22 protein-coding genes are annotated in these 26,871 nt (G+C 41.3%); 10 read left to right on the top strand and 12 right to left on the bottom strand.

The window, feature by feature from the left end:
* The first annotated feature begins 278 nt into the window (after window positions 1-278).
* The 4 genes from mvk to fni are packed head-to-tail and all read left to right on the top strand — an operon-like array spanning window position 279 to window position 4,324.
* A complete protein-coding gene (mvk, locus tag IGI66_RS01895; protein ID WP_086305780.1) occupies window positions 279-1,220 on the top strand; it encodes a mevalonate kinase in 942 nt (313 codons plus the stop codon).
* Window positions 1,213-2,202: a diphosphomevalonate decarboxylase gene (gene mvaD / locus IGI66_RS01890; protein WP_438847253.1), complete on the top strand. Its 990-nt coding sequence runs from the start codon at window positions 1,213-1,215 to the stop codon at window positions 2,200-2,202. The genes mvk and mvaD overlap by 8 nt, the downstream gene beginning before the upstream one ends.
* On the top strand, window positions 2,203-3,291 hold the full coding sequence (locus IGI66_RS01885; protein WP_438847251.1) for a phosphomevalonate kinase: 1,089 nt from the start codon (window positions 2,203-2,205) through the stop codon (window positions 3,289-3,291).
* Window positions 3,281-4,324: a type 2 isopentenyl-diphosphate Delta-isomerase gene (gene fni, locus IGI66_RS01880; RefSeq protein ID WP_316406281.1), complete on the top strand. Its 1,044-nt coding sequence runs from the start codon at window positions 3,281-3,283 to the stop codon at window positions 4,322-4,324. Before IGI66_RS01885 ends, fni begins: the two co-directional genes overlap by 11 nt.
* An 86-nt stretch (window positions 4,325-4,410) precedes the next feature.
* Here the strand turns inward: fni and IGI66_RS01875 are convergent, their stop codons facing one another.
* From IGI66_RS01875 to tgt, 4 genes are all read right to left on the bottom strand, one after another.
* Window positions 4,411-4,884, bottom strand: a complete 474-nt coding sequence (locus tag IGI66_RS01875) for a hypothetical protein (protein WP_010781975.1) — start codon at window positions 4,882-4,884, stop codon at window positions 4,411-4,413.
* Window positions 4,885-5,093: 209 nt separating this feature from the next.
* A complete protein-coding gene (adhE, locus tag IGI66_RS01870; RefSeq protein ID WP_010781976.1) occupies window positions 5,094-7,694 on the bottom strand; it encodes a bifunctional acetaldehyde-CoA/alcohol dehydrogenase in 2,601 nt (866 codons plus the stop codon).
* Between the two features lie 321 nt (window positions 7,695-8,015).
* Window positions 8,016-8,384 carry a preprotein translocase subunit YajC gene (yajC, locus tag IGI66_RS01865; protein WP_044925979.1) on the bottom strand — a complete coding sequence of 123 codons (369 nt, stop codon included), beginning with the start codon at window positions 8,382-8,384 and terminating at the stop codon, window positions 8,016-8,018.
* A gap of 84 nt (window positions 8,385-8,468) precedes the next feature.
* Complete coding sequence (gene tgt, locus IGI66_RS01860) at window positions 8,469-9,614, bottom strand: tRNA guanosine(34) transglycosylase Tgt (protein WP_438847247.1); 1,146 nt, start codon at window positions 9,612-9,614, stop codon at window positions 8,469-8,471.
* Window positions 9,615-10,023: 409 nt separating this feature from the next.
* Here tgt and adhE (IGI66_RS01855) point away from each other — a divergent pair, with 409 nt between their 5' ends.
* Complete coding sequence (adhE, locus tag IGI66_RS01855) at window positions 10,024-12,624, top strand: bifunctional acetaldehyde-CoA/alcohol dehydrogenase (RefSeq protein WP_438847245.1); 2,601 nt, start codon at window positions 10,024-10,026, stop codon at window positions 12,622-12,624.
* A 55-nt stretch (window positions 12,625-12,679) separates the two neighbouring features.
* On the opposite strand, the gene IGI66_RS01850 is transcribed toward adhE (IGI66_RS01855), so the two are convergent.
* Entirely contained in the window at window positions 12,680-15,322 is a 2,643-nt protein-coding gene (locus IGI66_RS01850) for a cation-translocating P-type ATPase (protein WP_438847243.1), read from the bottom strand.
* Between the two features lie 596 nt (window positions 15,323-15,918).
* Entirely contained in the window at window positions 15,919-16,950 is a 1,032-nt protein-coding gene (gene queA / locus IGI66_RS01845; RefSeq protein ID WP_301517368.1) for a tRNA preQ1(34) S-adenosylmethionine ribosyltransferase-isomerase QueA, read from the bottom strand.
* Between the two features lie 416 nt (window positions 16,951-17,366).
* Between queA and IGI66_RS01840 the strand changes: the two genes are divergently transcribed.
* From IGI66_RS01840 to IGI66_RS01825, 4 genes are read left to right on the top strand one after another with little or no spacing between them, the layout of a single operon-like run.
* Window positions 17,367-18,539 carry a betaine/proline/choline family ABC transporter ATP-binding protein gene (locus IGI66_RS01840; RefSeq protein ID WP_010781982.1) on the top strand — a complete coding sequence of 391 codons (1,173 nt, stop codon included), beginning with the start codon at window positions 17,367-17,369 and terminating at the stop codon, window positions 18,537-18,539.
* Window positions 18,540-18,541: 2 nt separating this feature from the next.
* Window positions 18,542-19,177, top strand: a complete 636-nt coding sequence (locus tag IGI66_RS01835; protein WP_010781983.1) for an ABC transporter permease — start codon at window positions 18,542-18,544, stop codon at window positions 19,175-19,177.
* Window positions 19,178-19,180: 3 nt separating this feature from the next.
* On the top strand, window positions 19,181-20,098 hold the full coding sequence (locus IGI66_RS01830; protein ID WP_086305788.1) for an osmoprotectant ABC transporter substrate-binding protein: 918 nt from the start codon (window positions 19,181-19,183) through the stop codon (window positions 20,096-20,098).
* Between the two features lie 5 nt (window positions 20,099-20,103).
* Window positions 20,104-20,766 carry an ABC transporter permease gene (locus IGI66_RS01825; protein ID WP_010781985.1) on the top strand — a complete coding sequence of 221 codons (663 nt, stop codon included), beginning with the start codon at window positions 20,104-20,106 and terminating at the stop codon, window positions 20,764-20,766.
* Between the two features lie 58 nt (window positions 20,767-20,824).
* Here IGI66_RS01825 and IGI66_RS01820 read toward each other — a convergent pair whose 3' ends face one another.
* From IGI66_RS01820 to IGI66_RS01795, 6 genes are all read right to left on the bottom strand, one after another.
* Complete coding sequence (locus tag IGI66_RS01820) at window positions 20,825-21,760, bottom strand: sugar-binding transcriptional regulator (RefSeq protein ID WP_288225796.1); 936 nt, start codon at window positions 21,758-21,760, stop codon at window positions 20,825-20,827.
* A 40-nt stretch (window positions 21,761-21,800) separates the two neighbouring features.
* A complete protein-coding gene (locus IGI66_RS01815) occupies window positions 21,801-22,607 on the bottom strand; it encodes a Cof-type HAD-IIB family hydrolase (protein WP_438847239.1) in 807 nt (268 codons plus the stop codon).
* A gap of 52 nt (window positions 22,608-22,659) precedes the next feature.
* On the bottom strand, window positions 22,660-22,968 hold the full coding sequence (locus tag IGI66_RS01810; protein WP_240318373.1) for a PTS sugar transporter subunit IIB: 309 nt from the start codon (window positions 22,966-22,968) through the stop codon (window positions 22,660-22,662).
* An 87-nt stretch (window positions 22,969-23,055) separates the two neighbouring features.
* Window positions 23,056-23,520, bottom strand: coding sequence for a PTS sugar transporter subunit IIA (locus tag IGI66_RS01805; RefSeq protein ID WP_044926354.1), 465 nt, complete (start codon window positions 23,518-23,520; stop codon window positions 23,056-23,058).
* A gap of 12 nt (window positions 23,521-23,532) precedes the next feature.
* Complete coding sequence (locus tag IGI66_RS01800) at window positions 23,533-24,573, bottom strand: zinc-dependent alcohol dehydrogenase (RefSeq protein ID WP_431378722.1); 1,041 nt, start codon at window positions 24,571-24,573, stop codon at window positions 23,533-23,535.
* Window positions 24,570-25,976 carry a PTS galactitol transporter subunit IIC gene (locus IGI66_RS01795; protein WP_010781991.1) on the bottom strand — a complete coding sequence of 469 codons (1,407 nt, stop codon included), beginning with the start codon at window positions 25,974-25,976 and terminating at the stop codon, window positions 24,570-24,572. The genes IGI66_RS01800 and IGI66_RS01795 overlap by 4 nt, the downstream gene beginning before the upstream one ends.
* A 214-nt stretch (window positions 25,977-26,190) precedes the next feature.
* On the opposite strand from IGI66_RS01795, the gene IGI66_RS01790 reads away from it, so the two are divergent.
* A complete protein-coding gene (locus tag IGI66_RS01790; RefSeq protein WP_438847236.1) occupies window positions 26,191-26,844 on the top strand; it encodes an L-ribulose-5-phosphate 4-epimerase in 654 nt (217 codons plus the stop codon).
* The last annotated feature ends 27 nt before the right edge of the window (window positions 26,845-26,871 follow it).

Raw genomic sequence — 26,871 nt, 5'->3', positions numbered from 1 at the left:
CTGATCACTTTTTCTTCTAAAGAATGTTTAAAAAAGCGTTGATTTTCAAAAACTTTTCAACGCTTTCGTTTACTTGTCCGCTGACTCTGAGTAAAATGGAAAGAGACAAAAAACAGACACCTACTGATAAGTAAAGATTCTTACAGTATTTTCTTCCAAAAGATAAAAAGAAAACAAATTGTTTTTGCTATAAGAACGATTCAATTAAAATGAATATTGAAGAGAAATAAATTATTTTCTAATATCTACTTACTCTAAAACGAAACAGGGGTTTTTTTATGAAATCGATTGGCTCGGGTTATGCCAGCGGAAAAATCATATTAATGGGAGAACATTCGGTTGTCTATGGAGAGCCAGCCATCGCTTTTCCGTTTTCCGGGACAGGCATCCAAGCAACCATCCAAGCGAATGACTTGGAATCATGGATTGAATCTAGTTTCTTCCACGGGCCGCTTTCTAAAGCTCCCAATACAATGCGTAATGTAACGGTGTTACTCTGGTACTTAGTAAAACATTTCAAGATTCCAGAACCGTTCTATTTAAAAATCGACAGCTCTATTCCAGCAGAACGCGGAATGGGGTCTAGCGCAGCGGTTGCCGTTGCGATCACCCGCGCCGTTTTTGATTGGATGGAGGAAGCTGCAACTCAAGAACAAGTGTTGCATTTCGTAAATCAGGCAGAAGCGGTTGCTCATGGGAACCCTAGCGGTATTGATGCGACAACCATCAGTGGTACTGAACCCATTCTTTATCAAAAAGGCATTGGATTTCGGCCTTTTCAACTAAATATGGATGCTTTTTTAGTCGTTGCGGATACTGGTGTAAAGGGTCAAACACGCAAAGCAGTTAAGGACATCGCAAAATTGATGGAAATGCGTCCTTACGAAACGAATAAACAAATGCGGTCATTGGGGAAACTGACTGCTCAGGCGCAACAGGCGATCTTAAAAAATCGACCACAGATTCTAGGGGATTGTATGAATCAAGCACAAGGTCTATTACGTTTGTTGGGAACTAGCAATTCCCACTTAGATCATTTGATTCAAACGGCTTTAGAAAACCAAGCATTAGGTGCTAAATTAACTGGCGGCGGACGCGGCGGCTGTATGATTGCTTTAGCCGAAAATGAAACTAGCGGACGTCGGCTGCAACGTATTTTGTTGGATGCAGGCGCCCGAAATACATGGATCGAAGGGTTAGGTGTGTACGCACATGTATAGTGGTAAAGCTCGAGCTTATACGAATATCGCCTTGATCAAATATTGGGGCAAAGAAAATCAGGAATTGATTATTCCGATGAATAATAGCTTGTCGTTAACACTGGACGCTTTTTATACAGAAACGGAAGTTACGTTTTCTAAAGAACTAAAAGAAGACCAATTTTATTTAGACAACCAATGGCAAGATTCGAAAGCGACCTTAAAAGTGAGTCGCTTTCTTGATTTCGTGCGTTCAAAAGCAGATTCCTCCCTACGTGCAGTCGTCAAAAGTAAGAATTTTGTCCCAACTGCGGCAGGATTAGCTTCTTCTGCGAGCGGCTTGGCCGCTTTGGCTGGCGCTGCGAGTGATGCCCTGAATCTAAATTTGACTCCCGAAGAGCTGTCTCGTTTGGCTCGCCGCGGTTCTGGATCTGCTTGCCGTAGTATTTATGGCGGGTTTGCAGAATGGCAAAAAGGAGATTCCGACGAAACTTCTTATGCCATTCAAATTCCAAGTTCGGATTTTGAGAACGACTTAAGCATGATTTTCGTCGTGGTTAACGACGCTCAAAAGGACATTTCTAGTCGTGACGGGATGCAGCGTACTGTGGAGACCTCCGCTTTTTATGATGGCTGGTTGCAAACTGTACCACAAGATTTAACCAAAGCAAAAAAAGCTATAAAAGAAAAAGATTTTATCGCACTCGGTGAAGTTTCTGAGTCCAGTGCCTTAAAAATGCACGGAACAACTTTGGCAGCAACCCCGCCATTTACCTATTGGTCGGCGGAAAGTATGAAAGTCATGAACCTTGTTCGCCAGATCAGAAACGGGGGCTTACCCTGCTATTTCACAATGGATGCTGGTCCAAATGTTAAACTATTAGTAGAACGAAAAAATGAAGCGGCCTTACTATCCGCTTTGAGTGCTCATCTTGATGCCAAGCAATTAGTGGTCGCTCACGCAGGACCCGCAATCGAAATCTTATCGAAGGAGGATGCCTAAATGATCGAAGTATCCGCACCAGGAAAATTATATATTGCCGGTGAGTACGCTGTCGTAGAACCCGGACATCCCGCGATTATCGTAGCGATCGATCAATTTATTTCCGTTTCTATCGGTCCGGCAAAAAAAAGCGGAAGTATTCAATCTGCGCAATATAGCGACCTTCCTGTACGATGGACACGACGCAAAAACGAATTGGTTCTGGACATCCGAGACAATCCATTTCATTACATTTTAGCGGCGATCCATTTTACTGAAAAATTCGCTCAAGAAAAAGGGAAAAAACTCGCCTTCTTCGATTTAAAGGTGACTAGCGAATTGGATAATTCCAATGGTCGAAAATATGGGTTGGGTTCAAGCGGTGCAGTCACTGTAGCTACTGTTAAAGCGTTGAATGCTTTTTACGATTTGCAGCTTTCACAGCTTGAGCTATTCAAGCTGGCTACATTGGCTCACTTAAATGTCCAAGGAAACGGTTCTTGTGGCGATATTGCCGCAAGTTGTTACGGCGGCTGGTTGGCTTTTTCCACTTTTGATCATGAATGGGTGTTAAATAAACTGGAATCCGAAAAAATGACGACATTAATCGAAAGTGACTGGCCAAATTTAAAAATAGAACCTTTAAAAGTCCCAGAGGATTTACGCTTATTGATCGGCTGGACTGGAAGTCCGGCATCCACATCTGATTTAGTGGACCAGGTCCATCAATCTCGCGACGAAAAGAAAACCTCTTATGAGAATTTTTTACGCGACAGTACAGACTGTGTGGATCAAATGATCCAAGGGTTCAAGCAAAATGACATTGCTCTGATCCAAAAAATGATTCGGAAAAATCGCCAACTATTGAATCAATTGACCAGCTTGAGCAATGTATCTATTGAAACAGAAGAATTGAAACGATTGAATGATCTCGCTGAAAAGTACGGCGGTGCAGCGAAATCTTCGGGTGCTGGCGGCGGTGACTGCGGTATCGTTATTGTTGATAAGCGTGCTGGCATTCTTCCTCTGATGAGTTCTTGGGAAAAAGCCGGTATTACGCCCCTGCCTTTACACGTCTATCACTTCAAGGAGGATCGCCATGAATCGTAAAGATGAACATGTTTCCTTAGCTCGTGCATTTCACCAAAAGCCAAAAGAAAATGATTTTGATGCTGTTCGCTTGGTACATTCTTCTTTAGTCTCTGTACGACCGGAAGAAATCGATTTAAGTACAGAAATTCTTGGGCTTAAGCTTGCTGCACCGTTTTATATCAATGCCATGACGGGCGGTAGTGAGAAAACAAAGAAAATCAACCATGATTTAGCAATTATCGCACGTGAAACAAACTTGATGATGGCAACAGGCTCTGTTAGTGCCGCATTGAAAGATCCAACTGTCGCAGACTCTTACACTGTCGTTCGCGAAGTCAATCCGAACGGGCTTATTTTGGGCAACATGGGTGCCGGCCGAACAAGTGAGGATGCACAAAAAATCGTGGATCTGCTGCAAGCAGATGGTATGCAGATTCATTTGAATGTACCGCAAGAGCTCGTGATGCCTGAAGGAGACCGAGATTTCCATGAGTGGTCTCAGAACATACATGAGACCGTTCAGAAATTATCTGTCCCTGTAGTCGTTAAAGAAGTTGGATTTGGTATGAGCAAAGAGACGATCCGACAGTTACAAGCACTTGGTGTTCACGCCGTGGACGTTTCAGGACGCGGAGGGACAAGCTTTTCACAAATTGAAAATGCTCGTCGAAAAAAGAGAGAATTGTCTTATCTAGACGATTGGGGCCAATCAACAGTTATCTCTCTCTTGGAAGCACAAGCCATTAGCGATATGACGATCCTTGCTTCTGGCGGCATTCGCGATGCCTATGACATATTTAAAGCGTTGTGTTTAGGCGCAAAAGCCGTTGGTCTTTCTGCGACAATCTTGAATCATCTAATCAGCAATGGTATCGATGATACGATCGAAATGATCGAGGATTGGAAAGTTCAGCTTCATCGCTTGTATCTTATGACAGGCAAAGCCACGACAGCAGAATTGACGCGTAACCCTATTATCTTGAGCGGCGCGCCAAAAGAATGGTGCCAGGCAAGGGAAATTGATTATACAGCATTCGCTTTACGTAAGTAATATGCGGACGCACAAAAAGGAGGCGATCAAGCGATCTCCTCCTTTTTATTTCGACTGACCCGTCTTGCATATCGGACCGGCCGTATCTATCGTTTAAATAGGCGTTGAAGCCAACTCTTTTTCTCACCAATTCGAATGTTGCCGCTGATTTTTTTGTCATCTAGCATAGATTGGAAAAAGATATTGTCTTGCAATAGCAATTGATTAATAATTTGCAACCGTCTAAAATGTTTCTTCTTCCGTTCGTCGAAAGTCAGATCTTCTGGTAGATTCCCTGAAACTTCAAGTCGTGCATAGTCTCTTCGAATAAGCTTCATTAATTCATACTGTTTAGTAAGCAAATGATTGATTTGTTTGATTTCTGGCAATGTCACCGATACTTTCGAATCTGAGGGAGCGAGTCGCCCTAATGCCGCCACATAGTCTTGCATATCCAACATAAAAATGTGGTTTGCTTTACTTGCCATTAATTTCTTTTCATTTGCTAAATAATCAATCAATGCACCTAATCGCGCATTCGATTCAGCTAACTCATTTATCTCTCGTTTCAGTTTCTCCATGACCTCGAACCTTTCTTCTTATCCTGATTTCTAGTCTATCGTTTTTCACAGGCTATAACAATCAAAGAGATTCATTTTATCTAAAAAAAATGAATGTTTTAAATAAAAACAATCAAATTTATTTTTTTCTAAAAAATAGGAAAATTATTCTGCCTATCATGCACTAAAAAAAGGCCCTCATCTCATGAGGACCTTCCTGAATTTCTAATTTACGCTTTGTAATCGTACGCTGTTACGATGATTTCTTTTAGTTCGCTGATCAACGGTTCTTTCGGATTCGCTGTTGTACATTGGTCTTCGTAAGCCAATTCAGCCATACGATCAACCGTTGTATTCAACGTCTCTTGAGTCACGCCTTGTGCCTTCAAGTTCATGTCGATGCCTGTAGTTACACCTAAGTTGTAAACTGCTTCGATCAACGCTTCTACTAATTCTGCGGTTGTATTGCCCTTAAGTCCTAAGAACTTCGCAATATCTGCATAGTCAGTATCCGCACGGAAGTAGTCGTATTTAGGGAACATCGCATGTTTTTGAGGGTCCTTGGCATTGTAACGGATGATATGCGGCAATAGAATTGCGTTCGTACGTCCGTGAGGAATACCGTATTCTCCACCAATCTTATGTGCCACTGAGTGACAAATTCCTAGGAATGCATTGGCAAATGCCATACCCGCCATCGCTGATGCGTTATGCATTTTTTCACGCGCTTCTGGGTCAGCTGTCTTAACTGATTTTTCAAGGTTTTCGAAAACAAGCTTGATTGCTTGTAAGCTCAATCCACGAGTATAATCAGAAGCCATTACAGATACATAAGACTCGATCGCATGTGTTAACACATCCATACCAGTGTCTGCTGTTACTGAAGCAGGTACCGTCATAACAAATTGAGGGTCAACAATCGCAACATCTGGTGTCAACGCATAGTCAGCCAATGGATACTTCACGTGTGTTTCGCTGTCTGTGATAACTGCGAATGGTGTTACTTCCGCTCCTGTACCAGAAGTGGTTGGGATACATACCAATTTTGCTTTTTCAGGCTTCGCAATTCCGTAAGTACGTTTGCGAATATCCAAGAATTTTTGTTTCGCGCCGAAGAATGACGTGTCTGGGTGTTCAAAGAACATCCACATTCCTTTTGCCGCATCCATTGCAGAACCACCACCAAGAGCAATAACTGTATCAGGTTGGAAGTCGTTAAACATTTCCAGTCCTTTATAAACAGTATTCGTTGAAGGGTTTGGTTCAACATCTGAGAATACTTCAACCTTCACATCGTTTTCACGACGGCCTAATACTTCACGAACGATGTCTGCATAGCCGAATTGAACCATTCCTGGATCACAAACTAACATGACGCGTTCAACGTTCTCCATTTTTGTTAGATACAATAGAGAGTTCTTTTCGAAAAAGATTTTTGGTGGAAGTTTAAACCATTGCATATTATTTCTCCGTTTCGCTATAGTTTTAACATTGATTAAGTTAATAGCAGATACGTTCTTAGATACAGAGTTTTTACCGTATGAACCACAACCAAGAGTCAATGATGGGATCATTTCATTGTAGATATCACCGATACCGCCTTCAGCAGATGGTGAGTTCACTAAGATACGGCAAGCTTTCATACGTAAGCCGAATTTCACTTGTAAGTCTTCGTCTTCGGTATGGATCACTGCTGTATGTCCTAATCCGCCTAATTCCAACATGCCTTGGCAAAGGTCGAAGCCATGTACATGGTCGTTTGCTTTAATCATAGCTAAAACTGGAGAAAGTTTTTCACGAGACAATGGATAATCTGCACCCACACCGTCTAATTCTGCAATCAGAATCTTTGTGCCTGCAGGAACTTTGATGCCTGCGCGTTGCGCGATATCTTCAGCTGAATGACCAACGATCGCAGGGTTTACTGCGTATTTGCCTTCGTTCATTACAGCGTCTTCTAATCTCTTCAATTCAGCTTTCTTCACTACGTATACTTGATGCGCTTGGAATTCCGCTTTTACTTCTTCGTAGACTTCTTTGTCAACAATGACTGCTTGTTCAGAAGCACAAATCATCCCGTTATCAAAAGATTTTGAAACGATCAAATCATTTACTGCACGTTTGATTTTCGCCGTTTTTTCGATGTATGAAGGGACGTTACCCGCACCTACACCTAAAGCTGGTTTTCCAGTTGAGTAAGCTGATTTAACCATGCCTGGTCCGCCAGTCGCAAGAACGATGGCCACACCTGGGTGGTTCATTAACATTGATGTTGCGTCGATCGATGGCTTTTCGATCCATTGGATACAGTTTTCAGGAGCGCCGGCCGCGATAGCCGCATCACGAACGATACGCGCAGCTTCAGCTGAACATTTTTGAGCACTTGGGTGAAACGCAAAGACGATTGGATTTCCTGTTTTTAAAGCAATCATTGATTTGAAGATGGTTGTAGAAGTTGGATTTGTTGTAGGTGTTACACCACAAACAACACCAACAGGCCCAGCAACTTCGATCAACCCTTTTTGCTTATCTTCACCGATGACACCCACTGTTTTGTCATGTTTGATGCTGTTCCAGATATATTCTGATGCATACATGTTTTTGATGGCTTTATCTTCAACAACACCACGGCCGGTTTCCTCAACCGCCATTTTTGCTAACAGCATGTGTTTGTCTAGGGCAGCCATCGCCATTTCGTGAACGATATGGTCTATTTTTTCTTGATCAAAATCTTCCATTTCTTTCAGTGCAACATTTGCTTTTGTTGCTAATTCGTCAATCACTTGCTCAACGCTGACTGCGTCTTTTTCTTTTTCAATCGCTTTAGCCATGTGTATCCTCCTAAAAATTTTTGTGTTACTTTTCACATACACATCATACAACACACACAAGAGTTTGTAAATACTTTTTGTGATTTTTTTCACACCCATTTTTATTATTCACAAAATCCATAATATACAGGCATTTTTAACATTTGCTTTTAAAGTATTTTAAACCTATAGCAACACGCCACTCTTAGAACTTTTTTCACAAAATTAGGCTGATTTTTTTCTAATGAATTGATTTCTCCTTCTTTCTAATTCTTTAGACGCAAAAAAGGCACGTATTTACATACGCACCTTTTTTAAAATTCTTTACGTAAGAGCTTCGTCTTACTTTTCTTCTGTTTTGTCTTCAGGTTTTTCTTCTACTAATGGTTCAGTTGGTTCTGTTGTCTCTGGTTCAACGACGTTTGTTTCAACAGGAGCAGCCACTGGACGAACACCAGATTGTACGGTTCTGATTGAAGAACGGTCGAATACTAAATAGATACCTTCACAGTCTAATGTAACTGTTTTGTCGTCACTGTTGATCTCTGAGATCACGCCATGCAGACCGCCGATAGTTACAACACTATCTCCAACCTTCATTGCATCTAATAAACCTTGACGTTCTTGCTGTTGTTTCTTTTGAGAACGGTTCATCATAAAGAACATCCCCAGCATCAACACTAGCAAAATAATCATTGAAAAGTTTCCCATTTATATTTCCCCTCGCATTCATAGTAAATCCACTTTTAACTGTAACAAAATTTGTAAGCTTACACTAGCATTTTTAATCATACTTTAGAAACTTTTTGCGTTTTGCTTATCAAATCCGTACTCTTCAAAAAAGGCTTGGCGGAATTCTAATAGGTTGTCATCCATGATTGCTTGACGAACTTGTTTCATTAAATTAATCAAGAAGTATAGGTTGTGGTAAGAGGTCAATCGAATCCCAAAGGTTTCATCACAATGGATCAAGTGGCGAATATATGCCCGAGTATAATTCCGGCACGTATAGCAATCACATTTTTCATCCAACGGACGGAAATCATGGGCATACTTCGCATTCTTAACAACTAAACGTCCGCCAGAAGTCATGCATGTTCCGTTACGAGCGATACGTGTCGGCAATACGCAGTCAAACATATCCACCCCGCGGATTACACCGTCGATCAATGAATCTGCTGCACCAACGCCCATTAAGTAGCGAGGCTTGTTCTCTGGGATCAACGGTGTCGTAAATTCTAAGACACGGTTCATTTCTTCTTTTGGTTCACCCACTGAAAGTCCGCCAATCGAGTACCCTGGAAAATCCATACTTACAAGATCTTTCGCACTTTGACGGCGCAGGTCTTCAAAACCGGCACCTTGAATGATTCCAAATAATCCTTGTGTCGCTGGATTTGCGTGCGCTTTTAAGCCGCGCTCCGCCCAGCGTGAGGTCCGTTCCACAGATTTCTTCACATAATCATAACTTTCATCAAATGGCGGGCATTCATCAAAGCTCATCATGATGTCAGAGCCTAGTTTATTTTGGATATCGATTGCTTTTTCTGGTGACAAGAACATCTTTGAGCCATTCAGATGGTTCTTGAAATGGACCCCTTCTTCTACGATATTTCGCATATCTGCTAATGAGAAGACTTGGAAACCACCAGAATCCGTTAAGATCGGTTGATCCCAATTCATGAACTTGTGCAGTCCACCGGCTTCTGCAACTAAATCTTCTCCGGGACGCAGCCACAGATGATACGTGTTACTCAAAATAATGCCTGCCCCCATCTCCTTCAAATCTTCAGGAGACATTGTTTTTACGGTAGCCAAAGTTCCTACGGGCATAAACATTGGTGTCGGGAACGTTCCATGAGGGGTGATGATCTCCCCTAAACGCGCCCCTGTATGTTTTTCTTTCTTTATTAAACGATAAGAAATCGCAGGTTCAGTCATTCAATTTCCTACTTTCTTCTATATATGTATAAGTGTGCAACTTGTATCATAATACTGGTTTTAGAGCGCTTTTGCAACTTTCTACGAACAGCTTAAAACTATTTATAAGATAAGGAAGCAGGATTGTTCAAAAAAACACAAAAAACGTCTTTTTTATATTTTTCAAATAAAAATAAATTCATCCTTATACCTTTTACAAAAAAATGGTTGCACACTCATTGATAAAAAAGCTTATTTTAAAAGATAAAATCTATACCATTACATAGTGAATACTATATTTATGAGACAACGCACATGAAAACTCTCACATTAAATGAATTGTGAAATAAATATTTATTAAAAGATAGCGTTTACATTGCTAACTAGACCGATTAAGATGGAGGTGTTAAAAAATATTAGGAGGTAAGAAATGGTTAAAGCGGCAGAGAAGAAACAGGAACCAATCAATGTTGAGGCAATGATCAACGATCTAGCACAGAAAGGCAACGAGGCATTAAAGGTTTTATCTAGCTTTGATCAAGAAAAAGTGGACCGAATCGTTCACGAAATGGCAATGGCTGCATTAGACAAACACATGTTATTGGCAAAAATGGCAGTCGAGGAAACGGGTCGAGGTGTTGTTGAAGACAAGGCAATCAAAAACATGTACGCTTCTGAATACATTTGGAACAATATCAAAAACAACAAAACCGCTGGGGTAATCTATGAGGACAAACAAAAGCATCTTGTCCAAATAGCTGAACCTGTAGGGGTTGTTTGTGGTGTGACGCCGACGACGAATCCGACCTCTACAACGATCTTCAAGTCCTTGATTGCTATCAAAACACGGAATCCTATTGTCTTTGCGTTTCACCCAAGCGCCCAAAAATGCTCAGCCGAAGCGGCACGAATCGTTCGTGATGCAGCCGTTGCTGCGGGTGCACCTGAAAACTGTGTACAGTGGATCGAAACGCCATCTCTGGATGCGACACAAGGATTGATGAACCATCCTGGTATCGCGATTGTATTAGCCACAGGCGGCGGCGCCATGGTAAAATCTGCCTACTCGACTGGCAAACCGGCTTTAGGAGTAGGTCCAGGGAATGTACCTGCTTATATCGAACGGACTGCCAATATCAAACGCGCAGTGAATGACCTGCTTGTTTCCAAAACCTTTGACAGTGGAATGATTTGTGCTTCTGAACAAGCGGTGATCGTTGACAAAGAAATCTATGACGAAGTGAAGAAGGAATTTCAAGCGCATCAAGTGTATTTTGTTAAGAAAAATGAATTGCGCCAATTAGAAGCCGTCGTAATGAATGAAGGAAAATATGCCGTTAATCCAAAAATTGTGGGTCTCTCTGCAATGAAGATCGCTGAATTGGCTGGGATTGGTGTTCCAGAAGGCACAAAAATGCTGATTGCTGAAATTGACGGAGTTGGACCGGACTATCCACTATCTCGCGAAAAGCTTTCTCCTGTTTTAGCCATGATTAAATCAGAGAGTCGCTCTCATGGCCTTGACCTATCTGAAGCAATGTTGGATCTAGGTGGTTTAGGCCATACCGCAGTGATCCATACAGAAGATCCTGATATTGAATTGGATTTCAGTTTGCGAATGAAAGCTTGCCGTATCTTGGTGAATTCGCCATCCTCAGAAGGCGGGATCGGCGACATCTACAATGAATTGATTCCATCATTGACTTTAGGGTGTGGATCTTACGGGAAAAATTCAGTTTCTCATAACGTATCTGCCCTTGATTTGATCAATATCAAAACTGTAGCGAAACGGAGAAAGAACATGCAATGGTTTAAACTTCCACCTAAAATCTACTTTGAAAAGAACTCTTTACTGTATTTGACTCAAATAGAAAATGTGGAACGCGTCATGCTCGTTTGCGACCCTGGAATGGTCCAGTTTGGCTATGCGGACATTGTACGTGATGCGTTAGGCAGACGTTCAAATGATGTGAAGATCGAAGTCTTTTCAGATGTCGAACCTAACCCATCGACCAACACCGTTTATAGAGGCTTGGAGATGATCGTGAACTTCCAACCTGATACAATCATTGCATTAGGCGGCGGCTCTGCGATGGATGCGGCAAAAGGAATGTGGATGTTCTTTGAACACCCAGACACCTCCTTCTTCGGAGCGAAACAAAAATTCTTGGATATTCGTAAACGGACATACGGCATCGCACCACCTGAAAAAACACAATTAGTATGTATTCCAACGACCTCCGGGACTGGGGCAGAAGTAACACCCTTCGCGGTTATCACAGATAGCGAAACACACGTAAAATATCCATTAGCAGACTATGCACTGACACCAAATGTAGCGATCATTGATCCGCAATTTGTACTGACTCTTCCATCTTCAATCGCCGCGGACACTGGAATGGACGTACTGACACACGCGATCGAATCCTATGTATCCGTGATGGCCTCAGATTACACACGTGGTTTAAGTCTGCAGGCAATCCAAATCGTCTTTAATTATCTGGAAAAATCAGTAAAAAATGGCGACGAAGAATCTCGCGAGAAGATGCATAACGCGTCTGCGATGGCTGGAATGGCATTCGCCAATGCATTCTTGGGAATTTGCCATTCCATCGCTCATAAGATCGGTGGAGAATATGGTATCCCTCATGGCCGTACCAATGCGATTCTTTTGCCGCATATCATCCGATACAATGCCAAGGATCCGCAAAAGCATGCGATGTTCCCTAAATATGATTATTTCCGGGCAGATTCAGATTACGCAGACATTGCAAGATTCTTAGGCTTAAAAGGAAAGACGACTGCGGAATTAGTCGAAGCATTAGCCACTGCTGTATATGATCTAGGCGTATCGGTGGGCATCGACATGAGTCTGAAAGCGCAAGGTGTCACACAAGAAAAATTAGACACTACTGTAGACCATTTGGCCGAACTTGCCTACGAAGACCAGTGCACGACTGCCAATCCGAAAGAACCATTAATCAGTGAGCTAAAAGACATCATCGTGACTTGTTACGATTACAAAGTCTAGCAGACACACAAAAGCCCCCTTTGATGACGGTCATCAAAGGGGGCTTTGCTAGCTATTAAATATTCTCTGGATCAACTTCTGGTGCTTTATGGAACTTAATCAGTTCCGTCACAATAATCGGAACAATTGAAAGCAAGATCGCAATCATCCAGTGTGTCATACTGATTGGTACCAGATAGAACAATTCTTGTGTTTGTGGAATCAAGGCAATGGCTGTTGTGATCGCTAATGCTAACCAAGCCATTTGTGCCAGCGATTTATTAGTCGCCAAATCTATTTTGAAAATCGACTTACTGCTGCGTACGTTGAATACGTGTAAAATTGATGAATAAGCTAATACTAGAAAGGCAACCGTTTGACCTACTTCTAAACTAGGCGGTGTAAAGTAGCTTACGTGCTCAACAAAGGCGCCTACATAAAAACCAATAAGAGTCACTACGGTAAAAATAGCAGCATTTAAACCAATCTTTTGCCACAATCCCCGTGCAAAAATCCCTTCATCACGCGGAATCGGCTTCTCATCCATAATCCCAGCTTCTGCCGGTTCTCTTCCTAAAGCAAAACCAGGCAATCCATCAGCTACTACGTTAACAAACAATAATTGAACTGCTGTAAATGGCGCTCCCCATCCTAGCAACATTGCGATAACTACGATAAAGATCTCGGAGATATTACAGCTCAATAGGAAATTGATTGCTTTACGAATCCCTTGATAAACCGAGCGTCCTCGCGCTACAGCATCAACGATCGTTGCAAAATTATCATCTGTTAAGATCATATCAGCTGCACTTTTTGCTACGTCTGTCCCGGTAATTCCCATGGCACAGCCAACATCACTGGCCTTCAGCGCAGGCGCATCATTCACCCCATCACCGGTCATTGCGACAACGGCTCCAGTACGCTGCCATGATTTAACAATACGAATTTTATCCTCTGGCGTTACTCGTGCGTAAACAGATAAGTCCTTCACGCGTTCATCCAGTTCATCATCGGTTAATTTTTGTAATTCTGCGCCGGAAAGAGCTTCTTTCCGTGACTTCATGATCCCTAATTCTTTGGCAATCGCTCCAGCCGTCACCACGTGGTCTCCGGTGATCATAACTGTTTTGATTCCCGCCTTTTTAGCACGGGCAATGGCATCTTTTGATTCTGGGCGCGGTGGATCGATCATACCGATCAGTCCCATCAAACGCAAATCTTTTTCCAACGCCTCGGAAGTGATTTCTTTTGGTTCTTCATCGTGAATCGCAAAACCTACCGCAATCACGCGCAAAGCCTTTTTCCCGAAACGGTCATTGACAATTGCCGCTTGGTCAACATCTCCATAATGGAATTTCGGCAAAAGAACATCAAAAGCTCCTTTTGTAATAGAGATAAACTTTTTCCCGCGCTTATGTACAGTCGTCATCATTTTCCGATCAGAGTCAAAAGGAATTTCACCGATTCGCGGATATTTTTCTTCAAGTTCAGCTTTTGTATGGTAATTTTCTTCTACAGCGCGAACAATCGCCGCTTCCGTAGGATTCCCTTTGATTTCAAGTTCGTTGTCGTCATTTTCTACGAGGACATCGGTACATAAAGCTGCGATACTAAGAACTTCCATCGCCTCATCGGTCATGCCTTCTTCAGTATCTACCACCGAATCGCCATGCGTCCAGACTCGGCGGACACGCATTTTATTTTGCGTCAGCGTTCCTGTCTTATCTGAACAAATCACATTCGCAGAACCTAATGTTTCAACAGCAGGCAATTTGCGGATAATGGCATTTTTCTTCGCCATTTTTTGTACCCCATATGCCAAGGTTAATGTAACGATAACTGTCAGCGTCTCTGGAACCGCGGCGACGGCTAATGAGATAGCTGTAATGAACATGTCCAGCATAGGTTCGCCTTGCATTTCACCAATAAAAAACACAAAAGCCGCAGCTGCTAAAGCGATTAAACTAATACGCTTCCCTAAGTGATTTAATCGTTTTTGCAGAGGTGTTTTTTGCGTCTCATCACTATTCAAAAGACCTGCAATTTTCCCCATCTCGGTTTGCATGCCTGTCGCAGTAACAACCGCTTTTCCGCGTCCGTTCACTACGGTTGAGCCTTTGTACAACATATTTACTCGATCGCCAAGGGCTGCTCCATCCTCACCTATGTATTCAGGATCTTTCATCACAGGTTCACTTTCACCTGTTAAAGCGGATTCTTCCACGCGCAACTGAGAGGCTTCAACAATACGAGCGTCAGCGGTAATCAATGACCCAGATTCAAGTAATAAAGTATCTCCCGGAACTAATTCTTCCGCATCCACTTGCTCTTGCTTTCCATCTCGCATGACACTTGCGGTTTGCTTGTTCATGTCTTGCAAAGCAGATAATGCCTTTTCCGCATTTCCTTCTTGTACAATGGCTAATACAGAATTAATTACTACGATAGCAATAATCAAAAAACTCTCAAAATAATCGCCATGGTCAGTAGCAATCGCTGTATAGAGCGAAATCACTGCCGCCACTAATAAAATAATTGTCGTAAAATCAGTCAAACTAAGAAAGAATTTTTTTGCCAAAGATTCTTTCGGGGCTTCTTCAAACTTATTTTTACCGTTATTTTTTAATTTTTCTTCAACTTCTGAACTACTTAAGCCATTCTCTAAATCGGCATCATATTCATTAGTTACAGTTTCTATTTTTTCTTTGTATGGATCCATCCTATTCCTCCTTATGTTATAAAAATACCGCCTATATTATTACTATAACATAGAAAAGTCAGTGAATTCAAAGTATACACCTTGAAATTTACTCAAAAAGTAACAAAATAAATTATTCAAAATAACTAAGTGAAATCGCTTCCAAATTTAAATAGGGTGTGCTATATTATAGATACAAGGAAGGAGGAACTTAGATCATTCGAAGGATTTCTCGATAAGAAAGTAGAAAAAAGTAAACAATAAAATTGTTAGTAATACAAGATTCACCGAAAAAGTTGTCAATAGTATGCGTGTGAAGTATTTCTTTATAAATAGTGAATGCGTATCACAGGTTGAGTAGTACATCAAACACACAAGTAAAAAAGATACGTAAGAAAAAAAGTTTCTTTAAAACTGAATAAAAGTGAAAACGTAGTAAAAACAAATATTTATGTTTATAGTCAAGAAATTCATGTAATACTTTGCATGTATCATTAAAAGTAATATAAAATTCGAATGAACTAATCCTTCCGATATTCTAAGAGCCAGGCAGTCGAGAGCCTGGCTTTTTTGTACGAAAAAAACCAGCGAACAGATCGCTGGCCTTCTCTTTTCCTCTATTTTACGAACATCGCATCTCCAAAACTGAAGAAGCGATAGCGTTCTTCGATGGCATGGTGATAAGCCGCCAACGTCTTTTCACGACCGGCAAACGCACTGACTAGCATGACCAATGTCGATTTTGGCAAGTGAAAGTTCGTTGAAAAGGCTTGGACGATTTTAAACTCATACCCCGGCGTGATGAATATGTCTGTCCATCCACTGTCCGCCTTGATCTCTCCATTGAATTTCGTACCAATTGTTTCTAATGTACGAATCGATGTCGTCCCAACTGCGATGATTTTTCCGCCGCTGTCGCGCACATCATTTAATTGTGCAGCAGCTTCTTCCGTCAGACGATAGAATTCACTGTGCATCTGGTGTTCCGCAATATTGTCTACACTGACTGGTCGGAAGGTCCCTAACCCTACATGTAAGGTTAAATAAACCAGCTTCACTCCTTTTGCTGCAATTTTCTCTAACAATTCTGGTGTAAAATGCAATCCTGCTGTTGGTGCCGCTGCAGAACCGTTCTCTTTAGCGTAAACGGTTTGATAGCGTTCAGGATCTTCTAACCGTTCTTTGATATAAGGAGGTAACGGCATTTCCCCCAGTGATTCTAAGTTCTCTAAAAAGATGCCTTCATAAGAAAACTCCACGATCCGTCCTCCGTGTTCAAGCTCTTTCTTTACCTCCGCACGTAAACGGCCGTCTCCAAAAACGATCTCTGTTCCTACTTTTGCGCGACGGGCAGGCTTGATCAACGTCTCCCACTCATCCCCTTGCGTATTGTTTAAGAGCAAGACTTCTAAGTGTCCCCCCGTTTCAGGTTTCTCTCCATATAAACGAGCAGGCAGTACACGTGTGTCATTCATGACCAACGCATCTCCAGGGTTCAGCTCTTCAATAATTTCATCAAAATGTTTATCCTCAATATCGCCGGTTTCACGATCTAAGATCAATAATCGCGAACTATCCCGTTTTTCTAGAGGGGTTTGGGCAATTAATTCTTCAGGCAACTCAAAATCAAAATCTTCTGTAGTTAACATAGCTTCTCCTCTTTTCCTCCGCTATTCTATCATGGGAAATCGGCATTGAAAAGTACGAGGCTGTCTTCTGTGACTCAAAAAAACGGATAGCAATCAACAGAAAATGCAGAATTGTTTTCTCGACTTAAAAAAACGTTTTTTATCTCTACGATTTATCGTCTTTAACTAATAAATAATCCCGACATCTCTCTTTATGAAAAGGTTATTTTATAATCAAAAACAACGTGTGACAGCGCTTAGTTCTGACTAAAAATGAGCTAGTTATTTGTTTTTAATCAGGCTTTATTGCATACTAAAATTATAAACCTGTTCATTTTTGTACAGGTAAATTGTCAGTTTTATATACTCTTTGAGAAAAATATTTTATGAAAATAATTAAGGAATCCTTTTCCTTAACATGAAGAAGGAGCGAAAAAATGATTAAATTTGACCATGTTTCTAAGATATATAATGGAAACAAAGTAGCTGTCGAAGACGTTAACCTCTCTTTTGATAAAGGTGAATTCATTTGTTTGATTGGTACTAGTGGTAGCGGAAAAACAACGACGATGCGAATGATCAATCGAATGATCGATCCAACAAAAGGGACCATTACCATCAACGGTGAAGACATTCAAAAGAAAAACCCTGTTGAGTTGAGACGCCAAATTGGGTACGTGATCCAAAATATTGGGCTTATGCCCCACATGACGATCCGTGAGAATATCACGCTTGTCCAACGGTTATTAAAGGTAGACAAAGAAGAGCAAAATAAAACCGCAGAAAAAATGATCGATTTAGTTGAATTACCTCGGGATATGCTTGACCGTTATCCTCATGAGTTATCTGGCGGACAACAACAGCGGATCGGGGTTGTTCGTGCGCTCGCTGCCGATCAAGATGTCATTTTGATGGATGAACCCTTCGGTGCTTTGGACCCAATTACCCGTGACTCTCTGCAAGACCTTGTGAAAGACTTACAGGAGCGTCTAGGAAAAACTATCGTTTTCGTTACACATGACATGGATGAAGCATTAAAATTATCGAGTCGTATTGCCATCATGGATGACGGAAAAGTGATCCAATTTGATACACCCGAAAATATTTTGCAAAATCCTGCGAATGATTTCGTGGAAGAATTATTAGGAGAAGATCGCTTGCTTCAAGCAAAACCCGACACAACGACTGTTGGCGAGATCATGATGAACACTGCCGTTTCTATTACTCCTGAGAAGAGCCTGCAAAATGCGATTCGCTTGATGCGTGAGAAACGTGTAGATACGTTGCTGATCGTGGATGAAGACAACATTTTGAAAGGCTTTGTTGATATTGAAACCATCGACCAGGAACGACGTCGTGGAAAAGCCTCTAGTATCGGAGATATTATCAATCCGAACGTCTTTTATGTAAAAGAATCTGCGCTGGTTCGAGACAGCCTGCAGCGTATTTTGAAACGCGGCGTAAAATATGTGCCCGTAGTAGACGACGCGAAACACCTTGTAGGTATCCTTACAAGAGTCTCATTGGTAGATATCATTTATGATGTGCTATGGGGCGAAGAAGAAACTTTCGGAGATGCGGCTGAAAGCATAACAAGCGAGGAGGCGTAATCATGCAAGCATTCTTCAATCAATACGGAAGTCAAATGCTGACAAAAAGCGCGGAACACTTGTACATCTCCGCTCTTGCGCTAGGACTCGGTATTTTAGTAGCCGTTCCTTTGGGCATTTTGTTGACACGTTTACCAAAAATCTCTAGTTTTGTGATCGGTGTTGCCAGCGTCCTGCAAACAGTCCCATCACTTGCTCTACTAGCACTGATGATTCCCATCTTTGGCGTCGGAAAATTTCCCGCAATCATCGCGCTATTCATTTATTCGTTATTGCCAATTTTGCGTAACACCTTTATTGGGATGAAAAACGTCGACAGCAACTATCGCGATGTCGCTAAGGGCATGGGGATGACAAACTTGCAGTCGATCTTTACTGTGGAACTCCCCATTGCGGTTCCAACGATCATGGCAGGAATTCGTTTGGCCGCTGTCTATGTTATTGCATGGGCGACGCTTGCTTCATATATCGGAGCTGGCGGGCTGGGAGACCTGATTTTCAGTGGTCTAAACAACTTCCAGCCTCCGCTAATCATTGCAGGTACGGTTCCTGTCATTTTGATGGCACTAATCGTCGACTTATTGTTGGGGCTCTTAGAAGACCGTATGACACCCGCAGCGCTAAAGGAGGAGGAGTAAAGAATGAAAAAATTAAAAATCTTGGCTTTACTCGGACTCTCGCTGCTCTTTCTGAGTAGTTGCTCTTTTCCTGGATTGGCCTCGAATGATAACGAAGATACGATCGCGGTTACGGGCGGGATCACTTCTGAAATGCAAATATTAGGAAGTATCGTTGCAGGCATGGTGGAACATTACACAGACAAGGACACCACTGTGATTAATAATTTGGCAACAAACATGATCAATCATCAAGCCATGTTGAAAGACGACGCTTCGATTTCTGCCGCGCGTTATACAGGAACGGATTTGTCTTCGATTTTGCAATTACCGGCTGAAAAAGATCCGAAGAAAGCCTTCGATATCGTACACAACGAATTTGAAAAGCGTTTTGATCAAACCTGGTTCCCTTCTTATGGATTTGACAATACGTATGTCTTTTTAGTTCGAAAAGACACTGCGGAGAAATATAATCTAAAAAAAGTCAGTGATTTGAAACGTGTAGCGGGTGAGTTAAGTGCAGGTGTGGATACCTCGTGGATCACTCGTAAAGGCGATGGCTATGAAGGATTCAAGCAAGCATATGGATTTGAATTTTCTTCGATCTTGCCTATGCAAGTCAGCTTGGTCTATGATGCATTAGCAGCCAAAAGAATGGATATCGTACTAGGCTATTCTACGGATGGACGAATCGCAAGCTATGATCTTGTCATGTTGGAAGATGATTTACGTTTCTTCCCTCCTTATGATGCAGCACCGATCGTATCTAATAAATTATTGAAATCCGATCCAAAAATCAAAGATGCGATGGAACGCTTAGGTGGAAAAATATCTACTGAAGAAATGCAAAAATTAAATTATAAAGCAGATAATGATTTGGTTGAACCGCAAATTGTGGCAGAAGAATTTCTAAAAGAACATAACTATTTCGAAGGGGAGTGAGCGTAATGGAAAATCTGAATACGTTTCAACAATTTATCCAATATTATCAAACAAACGGCAGCATCATTTTCGCTCAATTTGTCCGCCACTTCTTGATTTCGATCTATGGTGTGATCTTCGCTGCGATCGTGGGAATTCCACTAGGGATTTTCATCGCCCGCCACACGAAGCTGGCTAGCTGGGTCATTCGTTTGGCCAATGTGATCCAAACGATTCCCTCATTAGCCATGATCTCAGTCTTAATGATTGGAATGGGACTTGGTGTCAATGTTGTAATCTTAACGGTTTTCTTATACTCCTTGTTACCGATCATCAAGAACACCTACACTGGAATGCGGCAGGTGGATAGAAATGCCTTGGATGTCGGAACAGGAATGGGCATGACGAATTGGCAACGATTATATATGATTGAGCTGCCGCTATCTGTCTCAGTTATCATGGCAGGTATCCGTAATGCGTTAGTTGTTGCGATAGGGATCACTGCAATCGGTGTATTCGTTGGTGCCGGTGGACTTGGTGACATCATTATTCGGGGAACAAATGCGACAGACGGAACAGCCATCATCCTAGCTGGTGCATTACCGACAGCTTTAATGGCCATCATGACTGACTGGCTCTTAGGTCTGGTAGAACGCAGATTGGACCCAGCCACAAAAACGAGTAGATAGTTACTAAATAAAAAAGCTGTGCCGCTTGAACTATTTTCAAGCGGCACAGCTTTTTTGTTTAATTATTTAATAACTCATACCCTACTTCTTCATCACAGATAAGCACATTAATCAACTTGCCATTGATTGCACCGAGCGTCGCTGTTGCCCGCTTCTTCGAGCAGACCGCTCCAATACTGATTGGGGCCAAGCGTAATGAATCTAGACCACTTGAAATCGGAAACTGATTGCGGTATTGAATCTCTTTTCCTTCAATGTCGAAAGCCCGGCCGATCATCGTCCCAACCGCGCCTTCAGCTACCAGATCATTCAGATCGCGATTGTCTAAAATTCCAGAAGAAACCAATGTATTACGTGTTGTCTCGATATTTCCAATTCCGCTGAATGCCACATCAATCTTTCGTCCAAGAGAAATATTTAAATCAATTTGGGGTTGTGCCAATAGCTCTTCCTGAAGTTTTCGTGAGTTAACGAACGCAGGTGCATTAAAAAATTCATGTCTCCCGTTCAATTTTTGTGCTAGACGAAAAACAAGTTCGTTGCCATCCATCACCGTTCGATTCGGACCCAAGCTCCCCGTTAACTGCACCACGTGAACATTTTCCAATTCGTGATCTGGAAAATTCTTCACCATTTTTTCGACAGTCACACCCCAAGAAATTCCAAAAAGTCGGTCATTGGCTAAAACGTTACTGATATAGTCTGCCGACGCTTTTCCAACATTGTCTAAATCAAATTCGTAATCGCCTAATCCTTTAACCACAATAACTTCTAATAAGTCATATTTTTCCTTCAACTGCATCATCAACGTATTGTTGCGTTCAAAAGGGGCTTCAATCGATATTTTAACAATTTGCTTTTCGCGTGCTTCTTCTAGCATTCGGGAAATAGATGGACGAGATACCCCAATTATTTTCGCAATGTCGTTTTGATTCATTTTATCTAAATAATATAGTTCTGCTACTTTTAATAATGTAGAAATATCGTTCGCCATTTTTTCCTCCTAGTTCGAATACTGAATTGTCATCTTCCAATTATGTAATAAAGTCATCAATCATTTCTAATGCCCTTACGACACCATCTTCATCATTTGTCGGACAATGCCATTTAGCTGCTTGTTTTAATTCATCTGTTGCGTTTCCCATCGCGATTGATTGAGAGAATCGCTTAAAAGATGAAAGATCATTTCCATTATCGCCAATCACAAAAACTTGATTGTCTGAAAGTCTGTAATATTGGGCTAATTTTGATAATGAGCTTCCCTTATCCACATTTTTTTTGGCGAATTCTATCATCGTTGGGTAGCCTTGGACACAGGAATAGCGTTTAGAAAAATGCTTCTCTATCATACTTTTATTCTGTTTTATTATATCGGGGTTATCACAAATAAGCAATTTTGAATATTTCTCATCTGCAGCCACTTCTTCTATCGGACGAACCTCTAAGCGCGTATTCGTTAAAAAACAAAATTCTAGTGTACCGAGATTGATCGATGAAAAGGAAGTCGTCGCTCCTTGATCATCGACGGCAATACATGTCAGCTTATTTTCACAGCAAAACGCTGTCAATTCTTGATACGCAGAAAAAGCAAGTAGCTCCTCTACGATTCTCGCTCCTCTTCCATTTTGAACCATCGCGCCATTTGCAACAACATGATACTCCGCAGATATCCCAGCAGCCATCGCATGAGAAAAAACTCCAGACATTGGCCGACCTGAGCAAAAAGCAAATTTGTATTTCTTATTCTGGGCTCTTTGTTGAATCGCCTGCGTAACTGTTTTGGTTAATTTACCACTGGAATCCAATGCCGTTCCATCAAGATCTATAGCAATTAAATTCATCTGAAATTCCTTTCAAAAAAAGACTGGATACACGATCCAGCCCTTTTACCCTTTATTTTCCCATCTCTTTTAAGGCTTTCAATGCAGCTTCTAAAAATGTATCTTCGTCCAAACCTGTAAGCAATCCCACAGAATTTATTTGCGGAATCCCTTCAGCATCAGCAGGATCAATAGGGCTGGTAAAGGCAACTAAATCAATGTCCCCATTAGCGACGGCACCCTTAACCATCCCAGGATTTACCTCTTGGATCTCTGCCTCGTAACCATGCTCTTCCAACAACTCAACAATTCGTTCACCAACCATTGCTGAACTTACCGTACCTGAACCACATACAGATAATACTTTGATTTCTGTCATCATTGACCCTCCTATTTATAAATAACCCTTTACTTCTTTTAGTAAATCTTTTGTTCATTATAATATAGCGCTTTCTTCATATGGTAATTCTTACCATTTTATTTTACTCGTTACAGCTAAAACGTCATCTGGTGTTTTTGCTGCTCGGATCGTATCAAGGTCTTCTTTCGTTTTGAAAATACTCATTAATTGACGCAGTAAGTCCAATTGCTTCTTCGGATGTTCCATTGCCAACGGAAAGAAAATATTGCTTTGCAATTTAATATCCGGACTTCCCATCATGGATACTTCAATCGGCTCTTTCGTTACAACGACACCCATCCCAGGACGCAAGACATGCTCTGGGTCCGTATGAGGAATCGCAATGGTATGTCCATCAGCCGCCAAACCCGTAGGAAAAACTTTTTCCCTTTCAATTACCGCTTCTACGTAAGACGGTTTAACAATTTGCGCGCTTTCAAATTCCTTACCAATCAGTTGAATCACTTCTTCAAAGGAATGAATTTCTTGATCCAGCAAAATGCAATTTCTTTCCACGAGGTTTTTTTCTACCATATACATCCCTGCCTATCCTTTATTCGGTTGCAGAACAACCTTGATTTCATTTCCAGCCATCACTTGTTCAATCGCTTCTGCCCATTGCTCCAATGGATAAATTTTCGTGATCAACCGTTCTGCATTGATTTTCTCTTGTTTCATCAAATCCAGCGTCAAATGCCAAGTCGACGGTTTTTGTGATCTTGAGCCGATGACGTTGATTTCCCTTTGTACGATGGAATTCATGTCTAATTCATTTAAATTTTTGGCAAAGACACCCATCTGTACTAAAGTACCTTTTTGCTTCAAATAATCGAATATCCCCTTAATTGCTGGTGCCGCTCCTGAACACTCAAAGCAATAATCGGCACCTTTACCATGTGTAAATTCTTCAATAATTGCAGCTGCATCTTCTGTCAATGAATCAATCACACGATCCGCACCTAATTCATTTGCAGTTTTTAATCGTTCAGCATCTTGAGTGATCCCTACAACAATCACTTTCACTTCGGCGCTTTTTAACACTTGGCTTAAACACAACCCTATTGGACCGGGTCCCACAATGACTGCTACATCATTTTTTTGCACTTGAACCTTCTCCATGCTTGCATGTACACCACAGGCAATCGGCTCAGTAATGGCTGCAGCTAGTAAACTGATCTTTTCATCTAATATGTGTATACTCTCTTCTCGGGTCAGCACATATTCCGCAAAACTTCCATTAACTTGACTGCCTAACCCTTTACGATTTAAACAAAGATTGTATTCCTTATTTTGACAAGATTCACACTCACCGCAAGTATCAAATGTTGTTTCACTGGTAACTTGATCCCCTATGCTTACACTGGTCACCTTTTCCCCGATTGCTTCAACAACACCGGAAAATTCATGACCTAAAACTAGCGGTGTTTTCAAACGATCATATTCCCCTTTAAAGCCATGAATATCCGTTCCGCAAATCCCTGTATAGGCTACTTTTATCAAGACCTCGTTGTCTTTCGGACAAGGAGTCTCGATTTCCAACAATGCCATTTTGTTGTAGCCAGGTTCTGTTTTGACTAACGCCTTCATGCTACCACCTTTTCTTTTGGAGTATTATCAGGTGTTTCTCCTTCCAAAAAGCTCCAAACGGCTTGTTTATTTTTCTTGAACAGGACATACATTGCTAAGTAAAGTACTACGACAATTCCCATCCATAAGAAGTTTCCAGACAAGAATGCCAAGAAAATCAATGCCATCACTGGATTATATAAAATCCCGAAGCTTGTAATCATCATAGCGCCTTCTGGAATATTTACCCCAACTTGAGAAGCAACTTCCGTGAAGTATGGAGCAGTTAACGTACATACATATAACCCAATCGTAAACCAAATGACACCAGAAATCACCCCTTTAAAGATGTTTCCTTTCGAAACACAGATGATCATCTCTACCATATAAGGCAATGCGATTAAGTCAACTAACGGCAATGTCTCATTTCCCGGTAAAACCATCGCCAACAAAACCATAATAGGAATCAAAATCAGACCTGTCATCAATGTTGCGGGCTCACCATAGCCCACAGCATCATTAACCGACAGCATCCATTCACGGTTCTTACCACTGCCCTTCGCTGTCTTTTTACTCGCATTTGTCAAGCTGGTAAACGCAGAAGCAAAGATACTGGCTACTCTAGGGAATACCGCCATTACAGCTGATACCGCTAATCCCATAGTAAGTACACTGCCCCAGCCATCTAACGTATTTAACGTATTCAAATTCCCCATAATCCCGATTAACAGCCCTAAGAACAATCCTAAAGTGATCGGTTCCCCTAAAAAACCTAATTTCTTTTTCAATGTGGCAGGGTCCCAATTGATCTTACCTGCGCCTAATTTGTCTAATATCCAGTTCATTATAATTGCATAAGGCACCGAAGTTACATGGTGCGGTGCCGTCAAAGTCGTACCTGGCAAATTGTAATAATTTGCCCAGCGCATAGCAATCACTTCACCCAATAACATGACATATAAGTTCTGAATAATCATGCAGGCCATCGCTAACGGCATATTGTCTGTAATCAGATAAATCATTGAGCCCCAAACCATGAAAGAATAGTTATTCCACATATCACTCGGCATAAATACATCGGTCCATTTAATTAAGAATAAAGCCACTTGTAAAACCAAGCCGACAACTAAGAAAATCACACCTACCTGAGTAGAATATGCGATAACGGAAGTCGCCTGCCAGCCAGTATCAAATACCGGCAACTTTACACCCGTTTGTTCAACCATGTTATTGATTACAGGTGTAACGATCGGAACGAACGAATTGACGATTAAATTGAATCCTGTCAGCCCAATACCGGCATTCAAAGCAGATTGAAACGCTTTTTTAGGTTTTACCTTCAAAAATAAGGCTACGATGAACAGCATTACGGGTACAACGACAGCAGCACCAAATGAACTTAAAATATTTTGTAACAACTCCATAATGATTCCTCCTTTATTTTTTGAACTTTTTTTCACTTGTTAGAACTTATGAAAAGTATCTCACGGCTTTTTATAGATGTCAACACTTTATTGTAAACGATTACACATGATTTATTTGACTGTCTTAGATAAAATTCTATCTCAAAACTATATCTCCATATTGACATTTGTTCTTTATAATGAAATAATGTAAAAAAACATTGGAGGTATTGCTATGCTTAAACAACTAAAAGAGACGGTATGCAAAGAAAATAAAGCGCTTCCTAAAAATGGATTGGTATTGTGGACGAGCGGAAACGTCAGTGCAAAAGATCCTGAGACAGAATACGTGGTCATCAAACCCAGCGGTATTCATTTTGATGATTTAACACCTGACGACATGATTGTTGTTGATTTAGCAGGAACTGTGATTGAGGGACGTTTGTCTCCTTCCGTTGATACAGAATCACACTTATATGTATACAATCATTGTCCTGAAGTTTACGGAATCACACACACGCACTCTCCATACGCAACTGCTTTTTCGATCGCTGGGGAATCTCTTCCTATTTATACAACTACTTCTGCAGCCGTTTTTGGAAAAACGATCCCTCTCTCTAAAATCGCTGCCGTTGGTGAAAAGGCCATCGGTGCCGAGATCGTCCGGTGCTACCAAGAAACAAACTGTCCAGCAATCCTATTAAAAAACCACGGTGTTTTCACCGTAGGAAAATCTGCTACCCACTCCCTGAAAAATGCGGTCATTTTAGAAGAAACCGCTCAGAGTGTTTTTTATGCCCGTTCATTAAATCCTGAATTGCAGCCATTAGATGACGAGTATATCTCTGAGGTTTTTGATTTCTATCAAAATAACTATGGTCAAAAATAAATACAATACTATAACAAAGGAGTTTTA

It is taken from the genome of Enterococcus sp. AZ048, from assembly GCF_051715125.1.
GTDB lineage: Bacteria > Bacillota > Bacilli > Lactobacillales > Enterococcaceae > Enterococcus_A > Enterococcus_A gilvus.
Note: the sequence above shows the minus strand (reverse complement) of the source record. Positions and strands in the feature narration are given on the sequence as shown.

Bases quoted from the DNA above. Each gene is read 5' to 3' on its own strand.
- mvk (WP_086305780.1), top strand. From the start codon at position 279: ATGAAATCGATTGGCTCGGGTTATGCCAGCGGAAAAATCATATTAATG.
- mvaD (WP_438847253.1), top strand. From the start codon at position 1,213: ATGTATAGTGGTAAAGCTCGAGCTTATACGAATATCGCCTTGATCAAA.
- IGI66_RS01885 (WP_438847251.1), top strand. From the start codon at position 2,203: ATGATCGAAGTATCCGCACCAGGAAAATTATATATTGCCGGTGAGTAC.
- fni (WP_316406281.1), top strand. From the start codon at position 3,281: ATGAATCGTAAAGATGAACATGTTTCCTTAGCTCGTGCATTTCACCAA.
- IGI66_RS01875 (WP_010781975.1), bottom strand. From the start codon at position 4,884: ATGGAGAAACTGAAACGAGAGATAAATGAGTTAGCTGAATCGAATGCG.
- adhE (WP_010781976.1), bottom strand. From the start codon at position 7,694: ATGGCTAAAGCGATTGAAAAAGAAAAAGACGCAGTCAGCGTTGAGCAA.
- yajC (WP_044925979.1), bottom strand. From the start codon at position 8,384: ATGGGAAACTTTTCAATGATTATTTTGCTAGTGTTGATGCTGGGGATG.
- tgt (WP_438847247.1), bottom strand. From the start codon at position 9,614: ATGACTGAACCTGCGATTTCTTATCGTTTAATAAAGAAAGAAAAACAT.
- adhE (WP_438847245.1), top strand. From the start codon at position 10,024: ATGGTTAAAGCGGCAGAGAAGAAACAGGAACCAATCAATGTTGAGGCA.
- IGI66_RS01850 (WP_438847243.1), bottom strand. From the start codon at position 15,322: ATGGATCCATACAAAGAAAAAATAGAAACTGTAACTAATGAATATGAT.
- queA (WP_301517368.1), bottom strand. From the start codon at position 16,950: ATGTTAACTACAGAAGATTTTGATTTTGAGTTGCCTGAAGAATTAATT.
- IGI66_RS01840 (WP_010781982.1), top strand. From the start codon at position 17,367: ATGATTAAATTTGACCATGTTTCTAAGATATATAATGGAAACAAAGTA.
- IGI66_RS01835 (WP_010781983.1), top strand. From the start codon at position 18,542: ATGCAAGCATTCTTCAATCAATACGGAAGTCAAATGCTGACAAAAAGC.
- IGI66_RS01830 (WP_086305788.1), top strand. From the start codon at position 19,181: ATGAAAAAATTAAAAATCTTGGCTTTACTCGGACTCTCGCTGCTCTTT.
- IGI66_RS01825 (WP_010781985.1), top strand. From the start codon at position 20,104: ATGGAAAATCTGAATACGTTTCAACAATTTATCCAATATTATCAAACA.
- IGI66_RS01820 (WP_288225796.1), bottom strand. From the start codon at position 21,760: ATGGCGAACGATATTTCTACATTATTAAAAGTAGCAGAACTATATTAT.
- IGI66_RS01815 (WP_438847239.1), bottom strand. From the start codon at position 22,607: ATGAATTTAATTGCTATAGATCTTGATGGAACGGCATTGGATTCCAGT.
- IGI66_RS01810 (WP_240318373.1), bottom strand. From the start codon at position 22,968: ATGATGACAGAAATCAAAGTATTATCTGTATGTGGTTCAGGTACGGTA.
- IGI66_RS01805 (WP_044926354.1), bottom strand. From the start codon at position 23,520: ATGGTAGAAAAAAACCTCGTGGAAAGAAATTGCATTTTGCTGGATCAA.
- IGI66_RS01800 (WP_431378722.1), bottom strand. From the start codon at position 24,573: ATGAAGGCGTTAGTCAAAACAGAACCTGGCTACAACAAAATGGCATTG.
- IGI66_RS01795 (WP_010781991.1), bottom strand. From the start codon at position 25,976: ATGGAGTTGTTACAAAATATTTTAAGTTCATTTGGTGCTGCTGTCGTT.
- IGI66_RS01790 (WP_438847236.1), top strand. From the start codon at position 26,191: ATGCTTAAACAACTAAAAGAGACGGTATGCAAAGAAAATAAAGCGCTT.